This is a genomic window from Glutamicibacter sp. AGC84 (genome assembly GCF_053543575.1).
Genome location: NZ_JBLVOC010000026.1, coordinates 304,684 through 321,204, shown reverse-complemented (window position 1 = coordinate 321,204; position 16,521 = coordinate 304,684). Strand labels below are relative to the sequence as shown.

Below are 16,521 nucleotides of genomic sequence, written 5' to 3'. Positions count from 1 at the left end.
CCGCCTGCGTCCGCGCAAGCCGGGGAGGCCTACTTGTCGGTCTTGACGACCAGAACGTCGCATGGTGCCGAGTGGGCCACCGAGGAAGCTACCGAACCGAGCACGCGGCCCAGGCCCTTCATGCCCACGTTGCCGACAACGATCATCGAAGCCTTGCGGTCCTCGGCGTCGGAGATCAGCACGTCACCTGGCTTGCCGTGGCCGGCAGCAGCGGTGATCTTGACGCCTGGCACAGCGTTCTTCACGTCGTTGGCTACGCGCTGGGCGAGCTTGCGGGCCTGCTCTGCGTCATCCAGGATCCAGGTATCGGAACCGATGGAAACGACCTCGGTGTTATCCGAAGCGTGAGCGGTGATGACCACCAGGTCAGCGTCGAGCTTGACGGCGAGTTCTGCAGCGCGGCGGGCTGCGCGCTGTGCGGTTTCGGAACCGTCTACGCCTACGATGATGGTTTCAGACATATTGTTCTCCTTATATGAGTGATGCATTAAGTGATGGGTAACACTTTATGGCCTTCAGGCCACTTTAGCCTGCAAAAAGTCCACGGCGCGCTGCCATGCGATGGCAGCCTGTTCGGGATCGTAGTTGCCGGCAGGGTTCTCGTCGTTGTGGAATGCGTGATCGGCGTCGTAGTAGAAGTACTGGACTTCCGCGCCTGATTCCTGGCGAATCTGCTCTTCCTGAGCCTTCGCCTGAGCCGGCGAGTACATCTGGTCCAGGTTCGCGTAGTGGCCCTGGATGGCCGCGCGGACTCCGGAAAAATCGTTGGGCACACCCTGGCCGACGCCATAGAAAGGCACGGCCGCGGCAATTTTCCCGCCTTGCTGGGCAGCCATCTGCAGCACGAAACCGCCACCCATGCAGAAGCCGATGACGCCCAGCTTCTCGCTGGTGACGTGCTCATTGGCCAGCAGGTAGTCCACGGCACCGCTCAATAGCTGGGCCCCGGCGGCTTCCGGGAGCTGGGACATCATCTGCCCGGCTTCTTCACCGTCGTGGGTGATCCAGCCTCCATAGAGGTCCGGAGCCAGAGCCACGAAGCCCTGCGCGGCCAGCCGGTCGGCAACGTCGCGGATATGGTCGGTCAGACCCCACCATTCCTGGATCACGATGACCCCAGGGCCCTTGCCGGACTCCGGCAAGGCGAGATAGCCATGCGCTTGCGCGCCTGAAGAAGGGAAAGTCACGTTCTGGTGCGGGGTTTTGTCCGCCATGGTGCCTCCTGCTCTGCGTGTGCCTCCAGTTTATGCAGGTCTGGACGCCATTGGCATTGACCTGCCCCACATTGCGCCAAAGTTGTTCTATTTTCCGAGCGTGACCTCGCCGATACGTTCCAGCGCATCGACCACCAGATTCCAGAAGCCTTCGTGATCCAGGTCCACCGCCACGGAAGTATTGCAGTCGGCGGAAGCCGGCGCGCGGAAGTCCGTGACGGTCATCCCCAAGGTCAGCTCGCCACGCAGCTCAACGCTGACCGGGGCCTTGACAGTGCGAACGATATCCGGGTCGATCACGTAGGCCACGGCGCATGGGTCATGCACCGGCGGTGCATCGAAGCCCTGGTGGTCTCGGTAGGCCCGGGCGAAGAAGTCCATCAGCTCGCGCACGAAGGTCGATGGGCCGGTGCCGATCTTCTCGATGCGTTCAACCACCTCGGAGGTGGCCAACGCCTGGTGGGTCAGGTCCAATCCGACCATCACCACCGGCCAGGCCTCGTTGAAGACGATGTGCGCAGCTTCAGGATCGATCTTGATATTGAATTCTGCCACCGCCGACCAGTTGCCGGTGTGGTAGCCGCCGCCCATCAGCACCACTTCGCGCACGCGTTCAACGATGCGCGGTTCCTTCCGGGCCGCCAAGGCGATATTGGTCAATGCGCCGGTGGGCACCAAGGTGATTTCGCCGGGTTCATGGCTCATCACCAGGTCGATGAGGACGTCCACGGCGTGGCGCCCATCGAGTTCGATGCCCGGCTCCGGCTGGGCCGGCCCGTCCATCCCGGAATCCCCGTGGACGTCTCCCGCGGTTTCCACTTCGCGCACCAGCGGACGGGCGCAGCCGGCCGCGAAGGGAATGCCGGTAATGCCGGCGATGGTACCCACGGCCAGCGCGTTGGCAGTGACCTTATCCAGGGTCTGGTTGCCGGCCACGGTGGTCACGGCCAGCAGGTCGATCTTGGGATTGCCATGGGCAAGAATCATTGCCACGGCGTCATCATGACCCGGGTCGCAGTCCAAAATGATCTTGCGCGGGGCATTGCTGTCCTGGGTCATGGCTTCTTCCTTCGCTCTGCCAGCTGGTGGCCGGTAGCTAAGTCGTGGGGGCGGATAGGCATCCTTTGATAATTCTTTCGCCTCCCCATGCTATCGTCAAGCGCTTAACGCAAAGCTGTCGCGTGTCACAACTCCGACTACGATGGAGCCATGAAGAATGGTGAGAAGTCCGGCAACTCGCGCGCTCCACGCCGCGTGACCGCAGCGATGGTAGCCGAACACGCCGGCGTTTCCACCGCAACGGTCTCTCTTGTTGCCAACGGGAAGTCGGCGGGCCGGGTCTCGGCCGCGAATGAGCAGCGCGTGCGTGAATCAATTCGCGAATTGGGCTACTTCGTCGACAGCATCGGCAGCTCGCTGGCCAAGGGCGTCAGTTCGCTGGTGGTCCTGGTGGCCCCGGATATCTCCAACCCCTTCTTTGCCAAGGTGATCGCTGGCGTGCGCTCGGTATTGGCTAGCGACTACCAGCTCCTGCTCTCGGTCACGGATGCCGGCGTCTCCCCCAGCGCCAGCGAAACGAGGAAGATCATGGGCCTCCGTCCGGCCGGGCTGCTGGTCCATGCCCCAAGCCAGGATTTCCTCGAGGAAATTTCGAGCAACCTCCCGCTGGTGGCCCTGGATGCCCCGGGCATCGATCCATCGATTCCTGCCGTGAATATGGACGTCGCCCAGGGAGCGCGGGAAGTCGTAGCCCATTTCGCTGCGCAGGGACACACCAGGGCCGCCTACCTGGATGCCAGCACCGGCACCGAGACCCTGGCAGTGCGCCGCGAGGCCTTCCTGGCGGCGGCAAGGGAGTACGGCATCGAAGTGCTGCCATCTTCTGTTGCCAGCTCGATGATCGACGTCACTGCGGCTTCAGCAGCCTTTGGCCAGCATTGGCCCAAGTGGCATGAATCGGGCGTGACCGCACTGGGCTGCGCAACCGATAACCACGCTTTCGGCGTGCTGCATGCTTCGCGCCTGCTTGGTATCCGCATTCCGCAGCAGCTTGCGGTGGCCGGATTCGACGACCTTCCCTACTCGGCGACGTCCAGCCCTTCCATCACTTCCGTGCAGCTCAACGCCCAGGAAGGCGGGCGCCAGGCCGCATTGAAGCTGCGCGCGCTGCTCGATGGAAAAACCCCTGACCCACTGCAGACAATGCTGCCCAGTTCGTTGATTGTCCGCGGATCGACGCTGGGCAACAAAGGAGACTAGCCGGTGAACATGCATAAATGGCCTGCCAAGGTCACTGCCGCCATCGCCCTGCTGATTGCTTTGGGCCTGATCGTCATGTCCAGCGGAGTGCTGGGCCTCATTACCGGCCCGGCAACCCCACCGGGCACCGGCATCGAATCCGCCGCGCGCAGCTGGGTGCTACTGGATTAGCTTTCCGCTCTTCGAAACTTCGGGATCGGTGCATGAGGACAAATCGAAGCAGCACGGCCGGCGCTTGCCATCACGCAGCTTGGAAATACTGGCCTCCACTCGGCGTTCGCGCGTGGAAGGGTTCTTGGTCGCACCGATCCAGCGTACCCATTCCCAGCGGGCCATGGCAGTGAGCCCTGCCCACATCTCATCCAGATCCCCAGCCTCGCCCAGGGCACTGGCCAGGTCCTGCGGAATGCCTGTTTCCGGCCAAGTTCGGGCGACCCGGGCGGTCAATTCCACTTGATCCCCCGCCTCGGCCAACAGCTGGGGCGCGCCCTGTCCATCGAGGGCCAACCAGTGGCCTCGGCGCCCGTCGGGATCTATCACGACCACGTGGCCTTCATGCGCCTGGAGAAGTTCCACCGCAACCTGTCCGCGGCTTGGCAATTTGTCGCTGGATTCCTGGTCGAGCCTGATTATCTTCCGATCGTTGACCAGATCTGCAGTTCCATTCAGTTCGAATATCTCATTGGATGCCGCCATGGGAATTTCCCTTCTCCGTTGTCCAAGGGCAGTCTATGGCACGGCGGCATTGCGCTTCCACGTGGCTAGACTGCTGTTATGACCCAACCTCCGCTGCTCGTTAGTTCCTGCCTGGCCGGCATCCCTTGCCGCTACAACGGCAAGGCGAAGGCAAACCCTGCCATCGTCGAGGCCGTGGCACGAGGAGAAGCCGTTGCGGCCTGCGCTGAGGAATTGGGAGAGCTCCCTACTCCGCGTCCGCCAGCAGAGATTGTCGGTGGCGATGGCCACGACGTGCTGGAAGGCCGGGCCTGCGTGATCGACATCAACGGCGAGGACATCAGCGGGCAGTTCATAGCTGGTGCCCAGAAGGTTTCGGATCTAGTCCAGCACCAGGGAATCACCGAGGCGATCCTGCAGGATCGCAGCCCCTCGTGCGGCTGCGGCACCATCTACGATGGCTCGCACACCGGAAAACTCGTTGCAGGCGATGGCGTACTGGCCGCCCTGCTCAAGCGCCGGGGCGTCAATGTCAGCGCGCCACCGGCAAACTGACACACCCTGCAAGATAACGATTCAGTTGCTCTTTTAAACAAAAAAATAACCCTCGATCCGAAGATCAAGGGTTATTTTCCATTTGTGCGCGAGGGGGGACTTGAACCCCCACGACCTTGCGATCACTGGCACCTGAAGCCAGCGCGTCTACCAATTCCGCCACTCGCGCATATTCTGTTTTCGTTGCCATCGTTCTTTGCAACAAGAAATAGCTTACACACTCATTTTCCGTTCACCTAATCGAAACCCTGATTTGTGGTTAGGGACACATGGGAAACCTTTTTGGGGCATTTATCGTTGATATTGACGCACTTGAGCCGCTCAAGGATTTTTCGGCATTTGCACAGCTGAAAACAGTAAGATCGAATATGAAGTTCTGTGTTCACAGCTTGGACGGCGTGAATGCAGGCTCCCAATAACCAGCCATGGACCCTAAGGAAGGAGCACGAATAATGGGCTTTCTCGACAATGTCGAACGCGGCTTAGAGAAGGTCGTCACTAGCTTCTTTCGTGGCACCAGCACCGCAGATCTCAAGCCAGTCGAACTGACTACCGCGCTACGCAATGACATGGACCGCGGAATCATGCCAATCAGCGAGGGCCGCAGCCTTGCAGCCAATGACTTCGTTGTCTCGCTGAGCACCAAGGACTACAACACCGCGCAGGGTTGGGGACGGGGCGTCGTCAACGAAATGGCAAAGGTCACCGCCGAGCATGCGGCAGCCCAGGACTACTCGGTCCACGGCGACATCACGATCCATTTTGTTTCCAAGGACGATTTCAAGCCCGGAGAAATGGAGATTGCCAGCTCGGTCAAGGAGTCCAGCTCGCGCCCAGCAGCCTCGGCTCCGGTAAAAGAGCGAGCAGCAGCGCCCGCAGCACCATCCGCCACCCCGCCGACAACCGCACAGCCACGTCCATCGGTCCGTCCGATTGCAGAGATCCCCAAGAAGCCCATGCAGAAGCAGGCAATTCTTGAGGTCGCTGGACAGCGCTACGCCCTGCATCACCACTCCATCGTGCTGGGCCGTTCGGCCAGCACCGATATTCCCGTGGATGATTCCGGCGTTTCCCGCCAGCATGTGCGCGTCGAAACCCGTGGCAAAACCAGTTTCGTCGTCACCGATCTGGGTTCAACCAATGGAACCTACGTGGACGGCAAGAAGATTTCGGAAGAAACCCGTATATTTGACGGTTCGATCATTACTATCGGACAGACAAAAATCGTCTTTCGGCTGATTACCTCGAACAACGGAGGCCGCGCGTGAACGACCTGGTTCTAAGCTTGTTCCGATTGGGCTTTTTGGTCCTCATCTGGCTGCTCGTATTAAGCGTTGTCGGATCGATGCGCCGCGACTTGGCCATCGGATCGCGGGCCCGCACCGGCAAGCCCAGCGCTCGGGAACTGAAGAAGAATCCTGAGCTGGCGGAACCAGAAGTGCCTGCGCGCAAGGCCGCCACGTCATTGGAAGTTGTTGAGGGCCCACTGGCCGGCAGCAGCATTCCCCTCCGCGGCCAACCGATCATGTTCGGGCGAGCTCAGGATGCCACTGTCGTTCTCGATGATGACTACGCTTCGGGACGCCATGCCCGCCTGTTCCCGCAGGGATCGCGCTGGTTCATTGAAGATCTCGGCTCAACCAACGGCACCTTCGTGGGTGACAACCAGCTCTCACGCGCCCAGGCAGTGGAGCCCGGCCAGCGAATCCGCATCGGAAAGACTGTCCTGGAATTGAAGCCCTAGCTTATGGCCCTCAAACTAAAATTTGCTGCGAAATCCGACGTGGGACGGGTTCGCAAGAAGAATGACGACTCCGCCTACGCCGGCGCATACCTCGCGGTGCTTGCCGATGGCATGGGCGGACACGTCGGCGGTGACGTGGCGTCAGCCTCCACCGTGCTTGATTTGGTGCATCTGGACCACGATGGCACCGCAGATCCGCAAAATGCCCTGCCGGATGAGATCCAGGCCGCCAATTTGGTACTGAATGAACTCGTTGGCGCCAACCCGAAGCTTTCCGGGATGGGCACCACCGTCACTTCCCTGCTGCTCTCGGGAAGTACCCTGCATATGGCGCACATCGGCGACTCCCGCGCGTACCGCTTGAAGCACGGGGTCTTCGAGCAGATCAGCAAGGACCACACCTTCGTGCAGCGGCTGGTCGACGAAGGCCGCATCAAGCCGGCCGAGGCCGAGGTCCACCCGCATAAGAACGTGCTCTTGCGCGTGCTGGGCGACTCGGATGCCTCCCCTGAACTCGATGTCGACCAGTTCGAAGCAGAACCCGGCGAACGCTGGATGCTGTGCTCTGACGGACTCACCGACGCGGTGCCGGTTCCGGTAATCGAGCAGATCATCCGCACTACCGCCGATATGGATGAAGCGGTCAATGACCTGGTTGCCATCACCTTGAAGAATGGTGCGCCGGATAACGTCACCGTGGTGATGTTCGAGGTTGTCGAAAACGCTGTCGTCGAAGGCGAAGCGCCCGCAGAACCAGAACCCGCACCGGATACCGGCCAGCTCACCATTGCCGCCGAAGGCGATGTCGAAGCCAGCGCTTCGCTGCTCCGCCATGAGATTTCCCAGCGTCCCCACCTGCTGGTGGGCGCCGCCCAGCTTGCGACGCAAACCGGCCAGATCCCGGTGGTGACCCAGCACACCGGCGAACGCCGTGCAGCTGCCTTGCTGACCCACCGTTCCCCGGCGGCCGGCGAGGTGCTGGATCCACTGGATGCTCCGGTGCAGCAGCGCCGTTGGATGATGCCGATCCTGCTGACCTTGACGGCTTTCTTCGTCATTGCCCTGGGCGTCTGGGGCTACATGTGGACCCAGACCCAGTACTTCGTGGGCACTGTCGATGGAAAGGTCGCAATCTACAAGGGCGTTCCCCAGGAACTCGGACCGATTTCGCTCTCCGAGGTCGATACAGTCAGCAAGGTGCCGCTCGAAGCCCTGCCGGAGTATTCACGCCACCGCGTTGAATCGACCATCTCGGCAGAGAACCAGCAGCATGCCCAGATGATCATCCAGGAACTGCTGGTCACCGCGAAGCAGAACTGCCCGGTCACCGTTCCCGGATCCTCGGATTCCGCCAACCAGCTCGAACTGCCCGCCTACTGCCAGGAGATAATGCAATGACCGAAGTGCAAACCGCACCGGTGCCTCGGCGCAATCTCGAGCTGCTGCTGGTGCTGCTGGCCCTCTGCGTGGGCGGTGCCGCGTTCTATCTGGTGGGCAGCTCCACCGAGGATGTCGACAACACCGACTTCTACGTGCAGATGGGCATCCTGGCGGCACTATCCCTGACGGTTCATGTGCTGCTGCGCATCTTCGCCAAATATGCCGATCCGGTAATACTTCCGATTACGATTGCGCTGAACTCCCTTGGCTTAGCCATGATTCACCGCATTGACCTGGCTAAAGGAACGTCCCAGTCGGCGCGCCAGCTGCTCTGGACCGCCATCGCCATCGTCATTGCTTCGGTCGTTCTCTGGGCAATCAAGGACCACCGCCTGCTGCGTCGGTTTACCTATATCGCCCTGCTGCTATCGGTCGTATTGCTCCTGCTTCCGTTGATTCCCAAACTGGGTGTCACGATCAACGGTGCCCGCATTTGGATCCGCATGGGCATGTTCTCGCTGCAGCCAGGCGAACTCGCGAAGATCACCTTGTCGATCTTCTTCGCCGGCTATCTCTCGTCGAACCGCGACTTGATCCTGATGGCTGGCCGCAAGTTCGGACCGCTGCAGCTGCCCCGCCTGCGGGATATGGCTCCTATGGTTATCGCTTGGCTGCTCTCCATCGGCGTGCTCGTGGTGCAGCGAGACCTCGGTTCCGCGATCCTCTTCTTCGGCCTGTTCATCGTGATGATCTACGTGGCAACCGCGCGTATTTCCTGGGTGCTCATCGGTGCCTTGATGGTTGTCGCCGGCGGCATCGTCGCGGGCCTGACCATGGGACACGTGACCCGCCGCCTGGACGTCTGGCTCAACGCCTTTGACCCTGCGATCTACCAGGCCAAGGGTGGCAGCATGCAAATCGTCGAAGGCTTATTCGGCATGGCTGACGGCGGCTTGTTCGGCACCGGCCTGGGCGCTGGTTCCCCCTACCGTGTTCCGCTGGCCAACTCCGACATGATCATTGCCTCCTTCGGCGAAGAAATTGGCCTGATCGGCGTGGCCGCGATCATCCTGCTCTACATGCTGCTGATCTCCCGCGGCTTGCGGGCCGCCTTGGGCTCGGCCGATACCTTCGGCAAGCTACTGGCTGCAGGCCTGTCCTTCACCCTGGGCCTGCAATGCATCGTGATCATCGGAGGCGTCACCCGGCTGATCCCGCTGACCGGCCTGGCAACGCCATTTATGGCCGCCGGCGGCTCATCGCTGCTGGCGAACTGGATCATCATCGCGTTGCTGCTCCTGATCTCCCACAACTCGCGCCGTCCGAAGACTGGCGGCGTAGGACCAACCGATGAATTTGCAAGTGCCAGCACGACCCTTACCTCCAGCACCAAGGCGGTGACGAAAAAGTGAATCATGCAATCAAGCGCGTTTGGGTTGCGCTAACCGTCCTGTTCGTCATCTGCCTGGGTGGACTGAGCTACATCCAGTTCTTCGACGCCAAGCCGCTCTCGGAGAATGCGTTGAACAAGCGCGAACTCTACCGCGAGTTCGACCTGCCCCGCGGCGCGATCCTGGTCGACGGCAAGCCAATCGCCGAATCCGTTCCGACCGATGATGGCCAGTTCGAATTCCAGCGTGTTTACCACGACGCGAAAACCTACGCCCACCTGACTGGCTACTATTCGCTAGCGAATGGCACCACCCAGCTCGAATCGCAGCTGAACGACTGGCTGACCGGCACGAGCTCGGATCTGCTCTTCGACCGCTTGTCGGCCATGTTCACCGGTACCCGTTCCGAAGGCGCCTCGGTTGAGCTGACCATTGACGGGCAGTTGCAGAAGACTGCCTTCGAAGCGATTCCTGACGACTTGAAGGCCACGATCATCGTGACTAATCCGAAGACCGGTGACATCCTGGCGATGGCTTCCAAGCCAAGCTACAACACCAACCTGCTGGCGGTGCACTCGACCTCCCAGGCGGCCCAGAACCTGAAGGACATCAGCAACACCGACGGCTTGAGCCCCTACCGGAACCCGGCCATCAGCAATCCGGTGACTCCAGGATCCTCGTTCAAGATCCTCAGCACCGTTGCGGCCCTGGAATCGGGCAAGTTCGATATGGAAACCCCCATCGACAATCCGGTGTCGGTGAATTATCCGCATTCGACCGCTAAGATGAACAACTTCAACGAGGGCATTTGCGCGCGGGATACCCGGGCAAGGCTCGAGTTCATCTTTGCCCAGAGCTGCAACACCCCGTTCATGGAAATCAGCCAGACCGTCGGCAAGGATGCCTTCACCGAAGTTGCCGAGCGCTTCGGCTACGGGCAGCAGCTGAGCATCCCGCAGAATGTTGTTCCTAGCGAGTTCCCTTCTGCTGAGGCCAATGAAGCGCAGATGGCGCAGATGGCAATCGGCGAATGGGAAAACAAGGCTACTCCGCTGCAGATGAACATGGCCGCCATGGCCATCGCCAATGACGGCGTGATCATGAAGCCGAATTTGATCGGCAAGGTCATCGCGCCGGATCTTCGAGTGATCGAGGACCCGAAGCCGGAGAAGTTCTCCACGGCCACCACCCCGGAAGTTGCCGAACAGCTCACCGAGCTGATGGAAGGCCCGGTTGTGAGCGGTACGGCCATGAACGCCCGCGTTCCCGGCGTGGATTTCCGAGCCAAGACCGGCACCTCGCAGCGACCGTCAGAGAACGGAGTCCGCATGGTGAACTCCTGGATGACCGGTTTCGCACCGGCCGATGATCCGCAGGTTGCCATCACGGTCAATATTCAAGACGTAGATTACAACACCGGCCACAACACGGCAGGTGCACTTATGAAGACGATGTTAGAGGCGGTGTTCAACAAGTGAGGCCAGTAACCGGCACCACCTTGGGCGGTCGTTACAAGCTGACCGACCGCATTGCGATCGGTGGCATGGGCGAAGTTTGGAAGGCACGCGACCAGGTCCTAGGACGTCTGGTAGCGATCAAGATCCTCAAAGAGGAATACACCGATAACGAGAGCTTCCTGACGCGTTTCCGCGTGGAAGCACGCCACACCGCGCTGCTGAACCACCCTGGCATCGCTGGCGTCTTCGACTACGGCGAGGAACAGGGCTCCGCCTATCTGGTGATGGAACTGGTTCCCGGCCCGCCGCTGTCCACCATTATCGAACGCGAGCGCAAGCTCGACGTGGACCGTACGCTCTCGCTGATCGCGCAGACCGCCCGCGCGCTGGCAGCAGCCCACGAGCACGGCCTGGTGCACCGCGATGTGAAGCCGGGCAACATCCTGGTGATGCCTTCGGGCGTCGTGAAGATCACCGACTTCGGCATTGCCCGCCTTGCTGACCAGGTTCCGCTGACCGCCACCGGGCAAGTAATGGGAACCGCCCAGTACTTGGCCCCGGAACAGGCCACCGGGCAGATCGCCACCGGCAGCTCTGACATCTACGCCTTGGGCGTGATCGGCTACGAGTGCCTGGCAGGACGCCGTCCGTTCACCGGCGAATCGCAGATCGCTATTGCCCTGGCGCAGGTCAACGATGCTCCCCCGGCGCTGCCGGATTCCATCCCGGCACCGGTACGCCAGCTGATCATGTCGATGCTGGCCAAGAACCCGTCGGATCGCCCGAAGGACGCAACGGCGCTGGCGAAGGCCGCCGATGCACTGCGCTCCGGTGATACTAATACCGCGACCTTGGCCGTTCCCGGCATGCTGGCCACCGGTATCGCCACCGACGCAACCCAAGTGGTCAACATGGGTAACGACGCCACCCAGGTGGTGCCGCGTGCTGATTCCGCGCCGACGATGACCAATGCGATGCCGACCGTGGTGGAACCTGCCGGCACTACCAGCGGTTTCTCCGGGTCCAGTGCCGCAGCCGGCGGATTCGATGACGAGGACGTGGATACCCAGGATCCGGCTGGCGAGGCCGGGGCCAAACGCAGCCCTTGGCTGATCCCGCTGATCGTGATCATCGCGCTGGCCGCCGTGATTGCCTTGCTGGCGTGGCTGATCCCTGCCATGAGCAGCGACAAGGACAACCAGCCGACGGCCTCGGTCACGCAGAGCACCGATGTTTCCCAATCCCCTTCTCCGACCGAGGAATCCACCGATCCTTCGGAGGAAACCACCGAAGCATCGGAGACCTCCGAGTCTTCTTCGCCGACCCCGAGTGAAACCGTGGCCTACGTAGAGGTTCCGGCCTCGCTGGTGGGCCAGGATATCGACACCGTGACGGCAGAGCTGGAGGGCAAGGGCCTGGTCGTTGACGCGACCCCGCAGGAAACCAATGAGTACGAGCCACGCGAAGTCATTTCGCTGAACCCGACCGGCAGCGTCGAAAAGGGCGAAACCATTTCGATTACCTACGCCATGGCTCCCGAAACCGTTGGCGTTCCTTCGGTAACCGGCATGGGCTACGAAGCTGCGCAGAAGCGCATCCAGGACGCTGGGCTGGCCGTGGCCAAGGGCGAGGAACGCCATGACTCTTCGGTCGCTGGCACGGTGCTTGCGCAGGACGTTCCAGCCGGCAGCGAAGTAGAGCCGGGCACCACGGTGACCCTGGATATTTCCATGGGCCCAGAAGAACCCGAAGCATCCGAGTCCGCTACCCCGTCGGCATCTGAATCCCCAGAAGCTGCAGAGCCGGACCAAAGCGAAGCGCCATGAGTGAAGTCGAAGCCTTGCCCCCCGGCTTGCCACGGTTGATCAACGATCGCTACGAGATCGAATCGCTGGTAGGCCGCGGCGGCATGGCGGATGTCTATCTTGCCACCGACCATGTGCTTTCGCGCAAGGTCGCGGTCAAGGTGCTGCGCCCGGATACCGCAAGCAACCCCATGGTGGTCAATCGATTCCGCCGTGAAGCCAAGGCCGTCGCGGGCCTGAGCCATCCGAATATCGTTGCCGTCTACGACACCGGCGAGCTGCCTGCTACCGATCATAGCCGTGAGCGCTTGCCCTTCATGGTCATGGAATACGTGACCGGCCGGACTCTGAAGCAGGTGATCGCTTCGGGCGATGTCGACGCTTCCTTCGCTGTGCACGTCACCCGCGGCGTATGCAATGCCCTGGATCATTCGCACAATAACAATGTCGTCCACCGCGACATCAAGCCGGCCAACGTGATGGTGACCGATGCCGGCCACGTGAAGCTGATGGACTTCGGCATAGCCCGTGCCTTGGACACTTCGGCGACAATGACGCAGACCGCCGCTGTGGTGGGAACCGCCCAGTACTTCTCTCCTGAGCAGGCACGCGGCGAACAGGTCGATTTCCGTTCGGATATCTACTCTGTTGGCTGCCTGTTCTACGAGCTGATGACCCAGCGCCCCCCGTTCACCGGTGATTCGCCGGTTTCGGTCGCGTACCAGCACGTTGGCGAGATTCCGTCAGCGCCCAGCGAGGTCAAGCACGACGTTGACCCGATCTTCGACCCGATCGTTTCCAAGGTTCTGTCCAAGGAACGCGATGACCGTTTCCAGAGCGCAGGCGCTTTCGCGGCTGCGTTGGAAGATGCACTGAACGGCATTGAATTCCATGATGACGAACCGGCACCATCAACCTACACCTTGCCGATATACGGCATGCACGGCGAGACTGAAACCGGGTTCATCGCGCAGTCAGCGCTAGGCACCAGCCAGCACCCGGTCTTCGTCGAAGATGAGGCTCCCGAAGCTCCTGCACGGCACAAGTCCAACCGCGGCCTGATCATCCTGCTGACCATCATTGCCCTGATTGCTGTGGGTATCGCCAGTTTCCTGGTGATCCGCTCGATCCAGGCCGAGGCTGAAAAGCGTGCCCCAGTTGCTGTGCCCAAGGTCCTGGAGATGTCCGAAGACGACGCACGTGAATTGCTGCGCGATTCCACCTTCCAGGTGCGTGTAGAGCGGGAATTCAGTGATGAAGTAGAGCAGGGCAAGGCGACCCGAACCGACCCGGCAGAAGGGTCCATGGTTTCCAAGGAATCCACGGTTGCGCTATTCATTTCCGATGGTTCGGAACAGCGCACGATTCCCAAGGATCTGGCGAACCAGTCCGAGACGGCTGCCCGCGATGCCCTGCGTGAAGCTGGCCTCGAAGTGGGTGAAGTCAGCCGGGAGAACTCTGCAACCATTCCAACCGACTGGGTTATTGGCACCAGCCCGGAGCTGGGCTCCAAGGTGAAGGCCGGCAGCGAAGTCGACCTGATCCTTTCTACCGGCATGGTGACCGTTCCGGTCGTTACCGAGATGAGCCGTGAGGAAGCTGAAGAGAAGCTCTCTGCGGACGACATCGGGTTGGAAGTTCAGTTCGATGAGGTGGCAACCGACGACTACCCTGAGGGAACCCTGTTCAAGCAGTCCCCCGAGGCCTCCGAGGACGTGGCTCAGGGAAGCCTGGTGAAGATTTCTGTGGCCAAGGCTCCGCCGGCACCAGAACCAAGTGAAGAACCATCGCCCAGCGGGACCGAATCTCCAGATTCAGAAGAATCCGATGATCCGTCCGACAGTGCTTCGCCTACCAGTGACGCTCCGGCTCCTTCCAATGGGAACGGCCCGCCAGATCGGACTAACCCGCCACGGGAAAACGGGCGCGACCGATAGGCTGCTAGGCTACTCTCCGCTGAAGAGCGGGCTCAGGGTCGTGGCCTTCTTGGCTGCCCCCTGAAGTCCTACGAATTCCAGCCAATTGCCCAGCATCTGGTATCCCTGCTCGGTCAGCACCGACTCTGGGTGGTACTGCAGGCCCCATAGTGGTGCTTCCCGGTGCGCCAGCCCCATGATGACTCCCCCGGCGGTAGCAGCGATGATTTCAAGCTCAGCAGGGATGCTCTCGCGTACGGCTGCCAGGGAGTGGTAGCGCGTTGCGGTGAAGGGGTTGGCTACCTGGTTGAAGACCGGGTGGTTTTCGTGGCTCACCAGCGAGGTCTTGCCGTGCATTAGTTCTTCGGCGTGCGTGACCGTGCCGCCATAGGCTTCAGCGAGCGCCTGATGCCCAAGGCAGACACCGAGCATTGGCTTGCGCTGCTGCCCGCACCACTTGATCAGATCGATGCTGACACCCGCTCCTGCAGGCTCGCCCGGGCCCGGGGAGATCAGCACACCGTCGTATTCCGCAGCCAGCTTGGTTGCTTCCCCAACGCTCAAATCGTCGTTGCGGTATACGGTGGTTTCCGCGCCCAGCTCCTGCAGGTAACCCACGAGGGTGTACACAAAGCTGTCGTAATTATCGATCACGAGGATCCTGGTGCTGCTCACGGGGTGCTCTGGCCAATCGTTGAATCGGTGAATGGGCTGATGTACTGGTTCAGCCATGGGAAAACGTACATCATCAGTAATAGCACGATCGCGGCAATGAGAATCAATGCTTCAAAAATACGAAGCCACAAAGGGCCGGGCAGATTTCTAAATATCCAGGCGTACATCTCTTCTCCTAGCTCGTTGCGTCGATGACCATGTCACGGATTTCCTTCGGCGGACCTGCATCCAGAGGACGCCAATCGGTGAGTTCCGAATACGCGATCATGCGTTGCTGGGTCGAGTACTTCGGATGGCAGGTGGTCATGGTCAAGATGGACTTCGTTGGTTCCACTCCCCACTGGTGCGGGGTAGGCAACAGGACATCGCCATTGGATGGAGCCACAATCTCGGTGGCGTACCAGGTGTAGGTGTAATACCCCTGTGCAGTCTGCAGATAGATCTTGTCGCCGTCTTGCAGCTTGTCAATATCCCAGAAGACCTGGCCATGGGTCTGGCGGTGGGCCGCTACGGCGAAGTTGCCCAGCTCCCCCGGTTGCTGCGTGGTCGGGTAATAGCCAATGCCGAGGTTATCGATCACGTGGTCTTCCACTCCGTAGGTCACCGGGTGGTGCGATCCGCTAGCGCCAAAGCGCGGGAAATACATGATCCCGAAAGTTTCTCCGGGAGCCAATTCCGTGACCGGAGCCGGACCGTAGTCCTTCTCCTCTTCCTCCTCGTTGCCTTCCGGCACCACGACCTCGCCAAGTTCTTGCACGAGGTTTGCGGTGACTTCCTTCTGGGCCTGGGCCGAGTCGATATTCGTCCACCACAGTTCCCACACCACGTAGAGCATCAGCAAGATGCCAAGGGTGATCAGCAGTTCGCCAAAGAATCCGGCAATACGGTTTCCTGCCGACGGTCGTCGGTGCTGCATGCGACGTCCCTGCGCAGTGGCTGATCGGTTCACGGCGGTCTGGCTCCTTAAGGGAAAGAAATGCGCGAAATAGGTCAACTAAGATGGGTCGATACTGGCCAAAACCCAGAGTTCCAGCGGGTAACGGCTAGTATGGAAGCTACGTAGGAATGCACTAAGCAGTTCTCAGCATTCTTGCACCCAAGCCTACCGGGAAGACCTGAAGGTCACCCACATTTACTACATTAAGCAGATGAAGCCGAGGGAGCATTCGAGTGCCGGAGTCAAAGCCACGACGCAAGAAGAATTCACAGCCGCAGGAGACGCGCCAGAGCGCCCATGCCATCGATAAGCCGATGCCGGGCTGGTACAAGCCAGTCATGTTCGGACTGATGCTTCTGGGCTTGCTGTGGATCATCGTTTATTACGTTTCGCAGACCCTGTACCCGATTCCGAATATCGGCGGTTGGAACATCGTTGTCGGCTTCGGTATTGCGATGGTCGGCTTTTTCATGACAACGGGCTGGAAATAGCCGTATCGCCCGCCCCCTGCTG

General features: G+C 60.7%; 17 protein-coding genes and 1 tRNA gene. 11 read left to right on the top strand and 7 right to left on the bottom strand.

What is annotated here, in order from left to right; genetic code table 11:
• Nucleotides 1-29: 29 nt before the first annotated feature.
• The 3 genes from ACNPN0_RS16165 to uriH form a co-directional block, all read right to left on the bottom strand.
• Nucleotides 30-461: a universal stress protein gene (locus ACNPN0_RS16165; protein ID WP_038992696.1), complete on the bottom strand. Its 432-nt coding sequence runs from the start codon at nt 459-461 to the stop codon at nt 30-32.
• Nucleotides 462-515: 54 nt separating this feature from the next.
• Nucleotides 516-1,214, bottom strand: coding sequence for a dienelactone hydrolase family protein (locus ACNPN0_RS16160; RefSeq protein WP_105658664.1), 699 nt, complete (start codon nt 1,212-1,214; stop codon nt 516-518).
• Nucleotides 1,215-1,301: 87 nt separating this feature from the next.
• Nucleotides 1,302-2,273, bottom strand: a complete 972-nt coding sequence (gene uriH, locus ACNPN0_RS16155) for a uridine-preferring nucleoside hydrolase UriH (protein WP_105658665.1) — start codon at nt 2,271-2,273, stop codon at nt 1,302-1,304.
• 150 nt (nt 2,274-2,423) lie between these two features.
• Here uriH and ACNPN0_RS16150 point away from each other — a divergent pair, with 150 nt between their 5' ends.
• Together ACNPN0_RS16150 and ACNPN0_RS16145 are read left to right on the top strand one after the other, a co-directional pair.
• Nucleotides 2,424-3,473: a LacI family DNA-binding transcriptional regulator gene (locus tag ACNPN0_RS16150; RefSeq protein ID WP_448938122.1), complete on the top strand. Its 1,050-nt coding sequence runs from the start codon at nt 2,424-2,426 to the stop codon at nt 3,471-3,473.
• A gap of 3 nt (nt 3,474-3,476) precedes the next feature.
• On the top strand, nt 3,477-3,644 hold the full coding sequence (locus ACNPN0_RS16145; protein ID WP_166650740.1) for a hypothetical protein: 168 nt from the start codon (nt 3,477-3,479) through the stop codon (nt 3,642-3,644).
• On the opposite strand, the gene ACNPN0_RS16140 is transcribed toward ACNPN0_RS16145, so the two are convergent.
• Nucleotides 3,633-4,169, bottom strand: coding sequence for a YdeI/OmpD-associated family protein (locus ACNPN0_RS16140; RefSeq protein ID WP_402735394.1), 537 nt, complete (start codon nt 4,167-4,169; stop codon nt 3,633-3,635). The genes ACNPN0_RS16145 and ACNPN0_RS16140 overlap by 12 nt on opposite strands.
• A 78-nt stretch (nt 4,170-4,247) precedes the next feature.
• On the opposite strand from ACNPN0_RS16140, the gene ACNPN0_RS16135 reads away from it, so the two are divergent.
• Entirely contained in the window at nt 4,248-4,703 is a 456-nt protein-coding gene (locus ACNPN0_RS16135) for a DUF523 domain-containing protein (RefSeq protein WP_133833747.1), read from the top strand.
• A gap of 85 nt (nt 4,704-4,788) precedes the next feature.
• On the opposite strand, the gene ACNPN0_RS16130 is transcribed toward ACNPN0_RS16135, so the two are convergent.
• A tRNA-Leu gene (locus tag ACNPN0_RS16130) sits at nt 4,789-4,872 on the bottom strand.
• 283 nt (nt 4,873-5,155) lie between these two features.
• Between ACNPN0_RS16130 and ACNPN0_RS16125 the strand changes: the two genes are divergently transcribed.
• Genes ACNPN0_RS16125 through pknB form a run of 7 tightly spaced genes read left to right on the top strand, consistent with a single transcriptional unit; the run spans nt 5,156 to nt 14,417 of the window.
• Nucleotides 5,156-5,971, top strand: coding sequence for an FhaA domain-containing protein (locus tag ACNPN0_RS16125; protein WP_181148929.1), 816 nt, complete (start codon nt 5,156-5,158; stop codon nt 5,969-5,971).
• Nucleotides 5,968-6,447: an FHA domain-containing protein FhaB/FipA gene (locus tag ACNPN0_RS16120; RefSeq protein WP_105658670.1), complete on the top strand. Its 480-nt coding sequence runs from the start codon at nt 5,968-5,970 to the stop codon at nt 6,445-6,447. The genes ACNPN0_RS16125 and ACNPN0_RS16120 overlap by 4 nt, the downstream gene beginning before the upstream one ends.
• A 3-nt stretch (nt 6,448-6,450) precedes the next feature.
• Entirely contained in the window at nt 6,451-7,845 is a 1,395-nt protein-coding gene (locus tag ACNPN0_RS16115; protein WP_105658671.1) for a PP2C family protein-serine/threonine phosphatase, read from the top strand.
• Nucleotides 7,842-9,239, top strand: a complete 1,398-nt coding sequence (locus ACNPN0_RS16110) for an FtsW/RodA/SpoVE family cell cycle protein (RefSeq protein ID WP_448938123.1) — start codon at nt 7,842-7,844, stop codon at nt 9,237-9,239. Before ACNPN0_RS16115 ends, ACNPN0_RS16110 begins: the two co-directional genes overlap by 4 nt.
• Nucleotides 9,236-10,696 (top strand): peptidoglycan D,D-transpeptidase FtsI family protein, encoded by a 1,461-nt coding sequence (locus ACNPN0_RS16105; RefSeq protein WP_105662196.1) that lies wholly within the window; start codon nt 9,236-9,238, stop codon nt 10,694-10,696. Before ACNPN0_RS16110 ends, ACNPN0_RS16105 begins: the two co-directional genes overlap by 4 nt.
• On the top strand, nt 10,693-12,501 hold the full coding sequence (locus ACNPN0_RS16100; protein ID WP_448938124.1) for a protein kinase domain-containing protein: 1,809 nt from the start codon (nt 10,693-10,695) through the stop codon (nt 12,499-12,501). The genes ACNPN0_RS16105 and ACNPN0_RS16100 overlap by 4 nt, the downstream gene beginning before the upstream one ends.
• Nucleotides 12,498-14,417: a Stk1 family PASTA domain-containing Ser/Thr kinase gene (pknB, locus tag ACNPN0_RS16095; protein WP_105658675.1), complete on the top strand. Its 1,920-nt coding sequence runs from the start codon at nt 12,498-12,500 to the stop codon at nt 14,415-14,417. Before ACNPN0_RS16100 ends, pknB begins: the two co-directional genes overlap by 4 nt.
• A 9-nt stretch (nt 14,418-14,426) precedes the next feature.
• On the opposite strand, the gene ACNPN0_RS16090 is transcribed toward pknB, so the two are convergent.
• Both ACNPN0_RS16090 and ACNPN0_RS16085 read right to left on the bottom strand, forming a co-directional pair.
• On the bottom strand, nt 14,427-15,071 hold the full coding sequence (locus ACNPN0_RS16090) for an anthranilate synthase component II (protein WP_105658676.1): 645 nt from the start codon (nt 15,069-15,071) through the stop codon (nt 14,427-14,429).
• 175 nt (nt 15,072-15,246) lie between these two features.
• Nucleotides 15,247-16,020 carry a class E sortase gene (locus ACNPN0_RS16085; protein ID WP_105658677.1) on the bottom strand — a complete coding sequence of 258 codons (774 nt, stop codon included), beginning with the start codon at nt 16,018-16,020 and terminating at the stop codon, nt 15,247-15,249.
• Nucleotides 16,021-16,241: 221 nt separating this feature from the next.
• Here ACNPN0_RS16085 and ACNPN0_RS16080 point away from each other — a divergent pair, with 221 nt between their 5' ends.
• Entirely contained in the window at nt 16,242-16,499 is a 258-nt protein-coding gene (locus ACNPN0_RS16080) for a cell division protein CrgA (protein ID WP_105658678.1), read from the top strand.
• Nucleotides 16,500-16,521 lie beyond the last annotated feature (22 nt).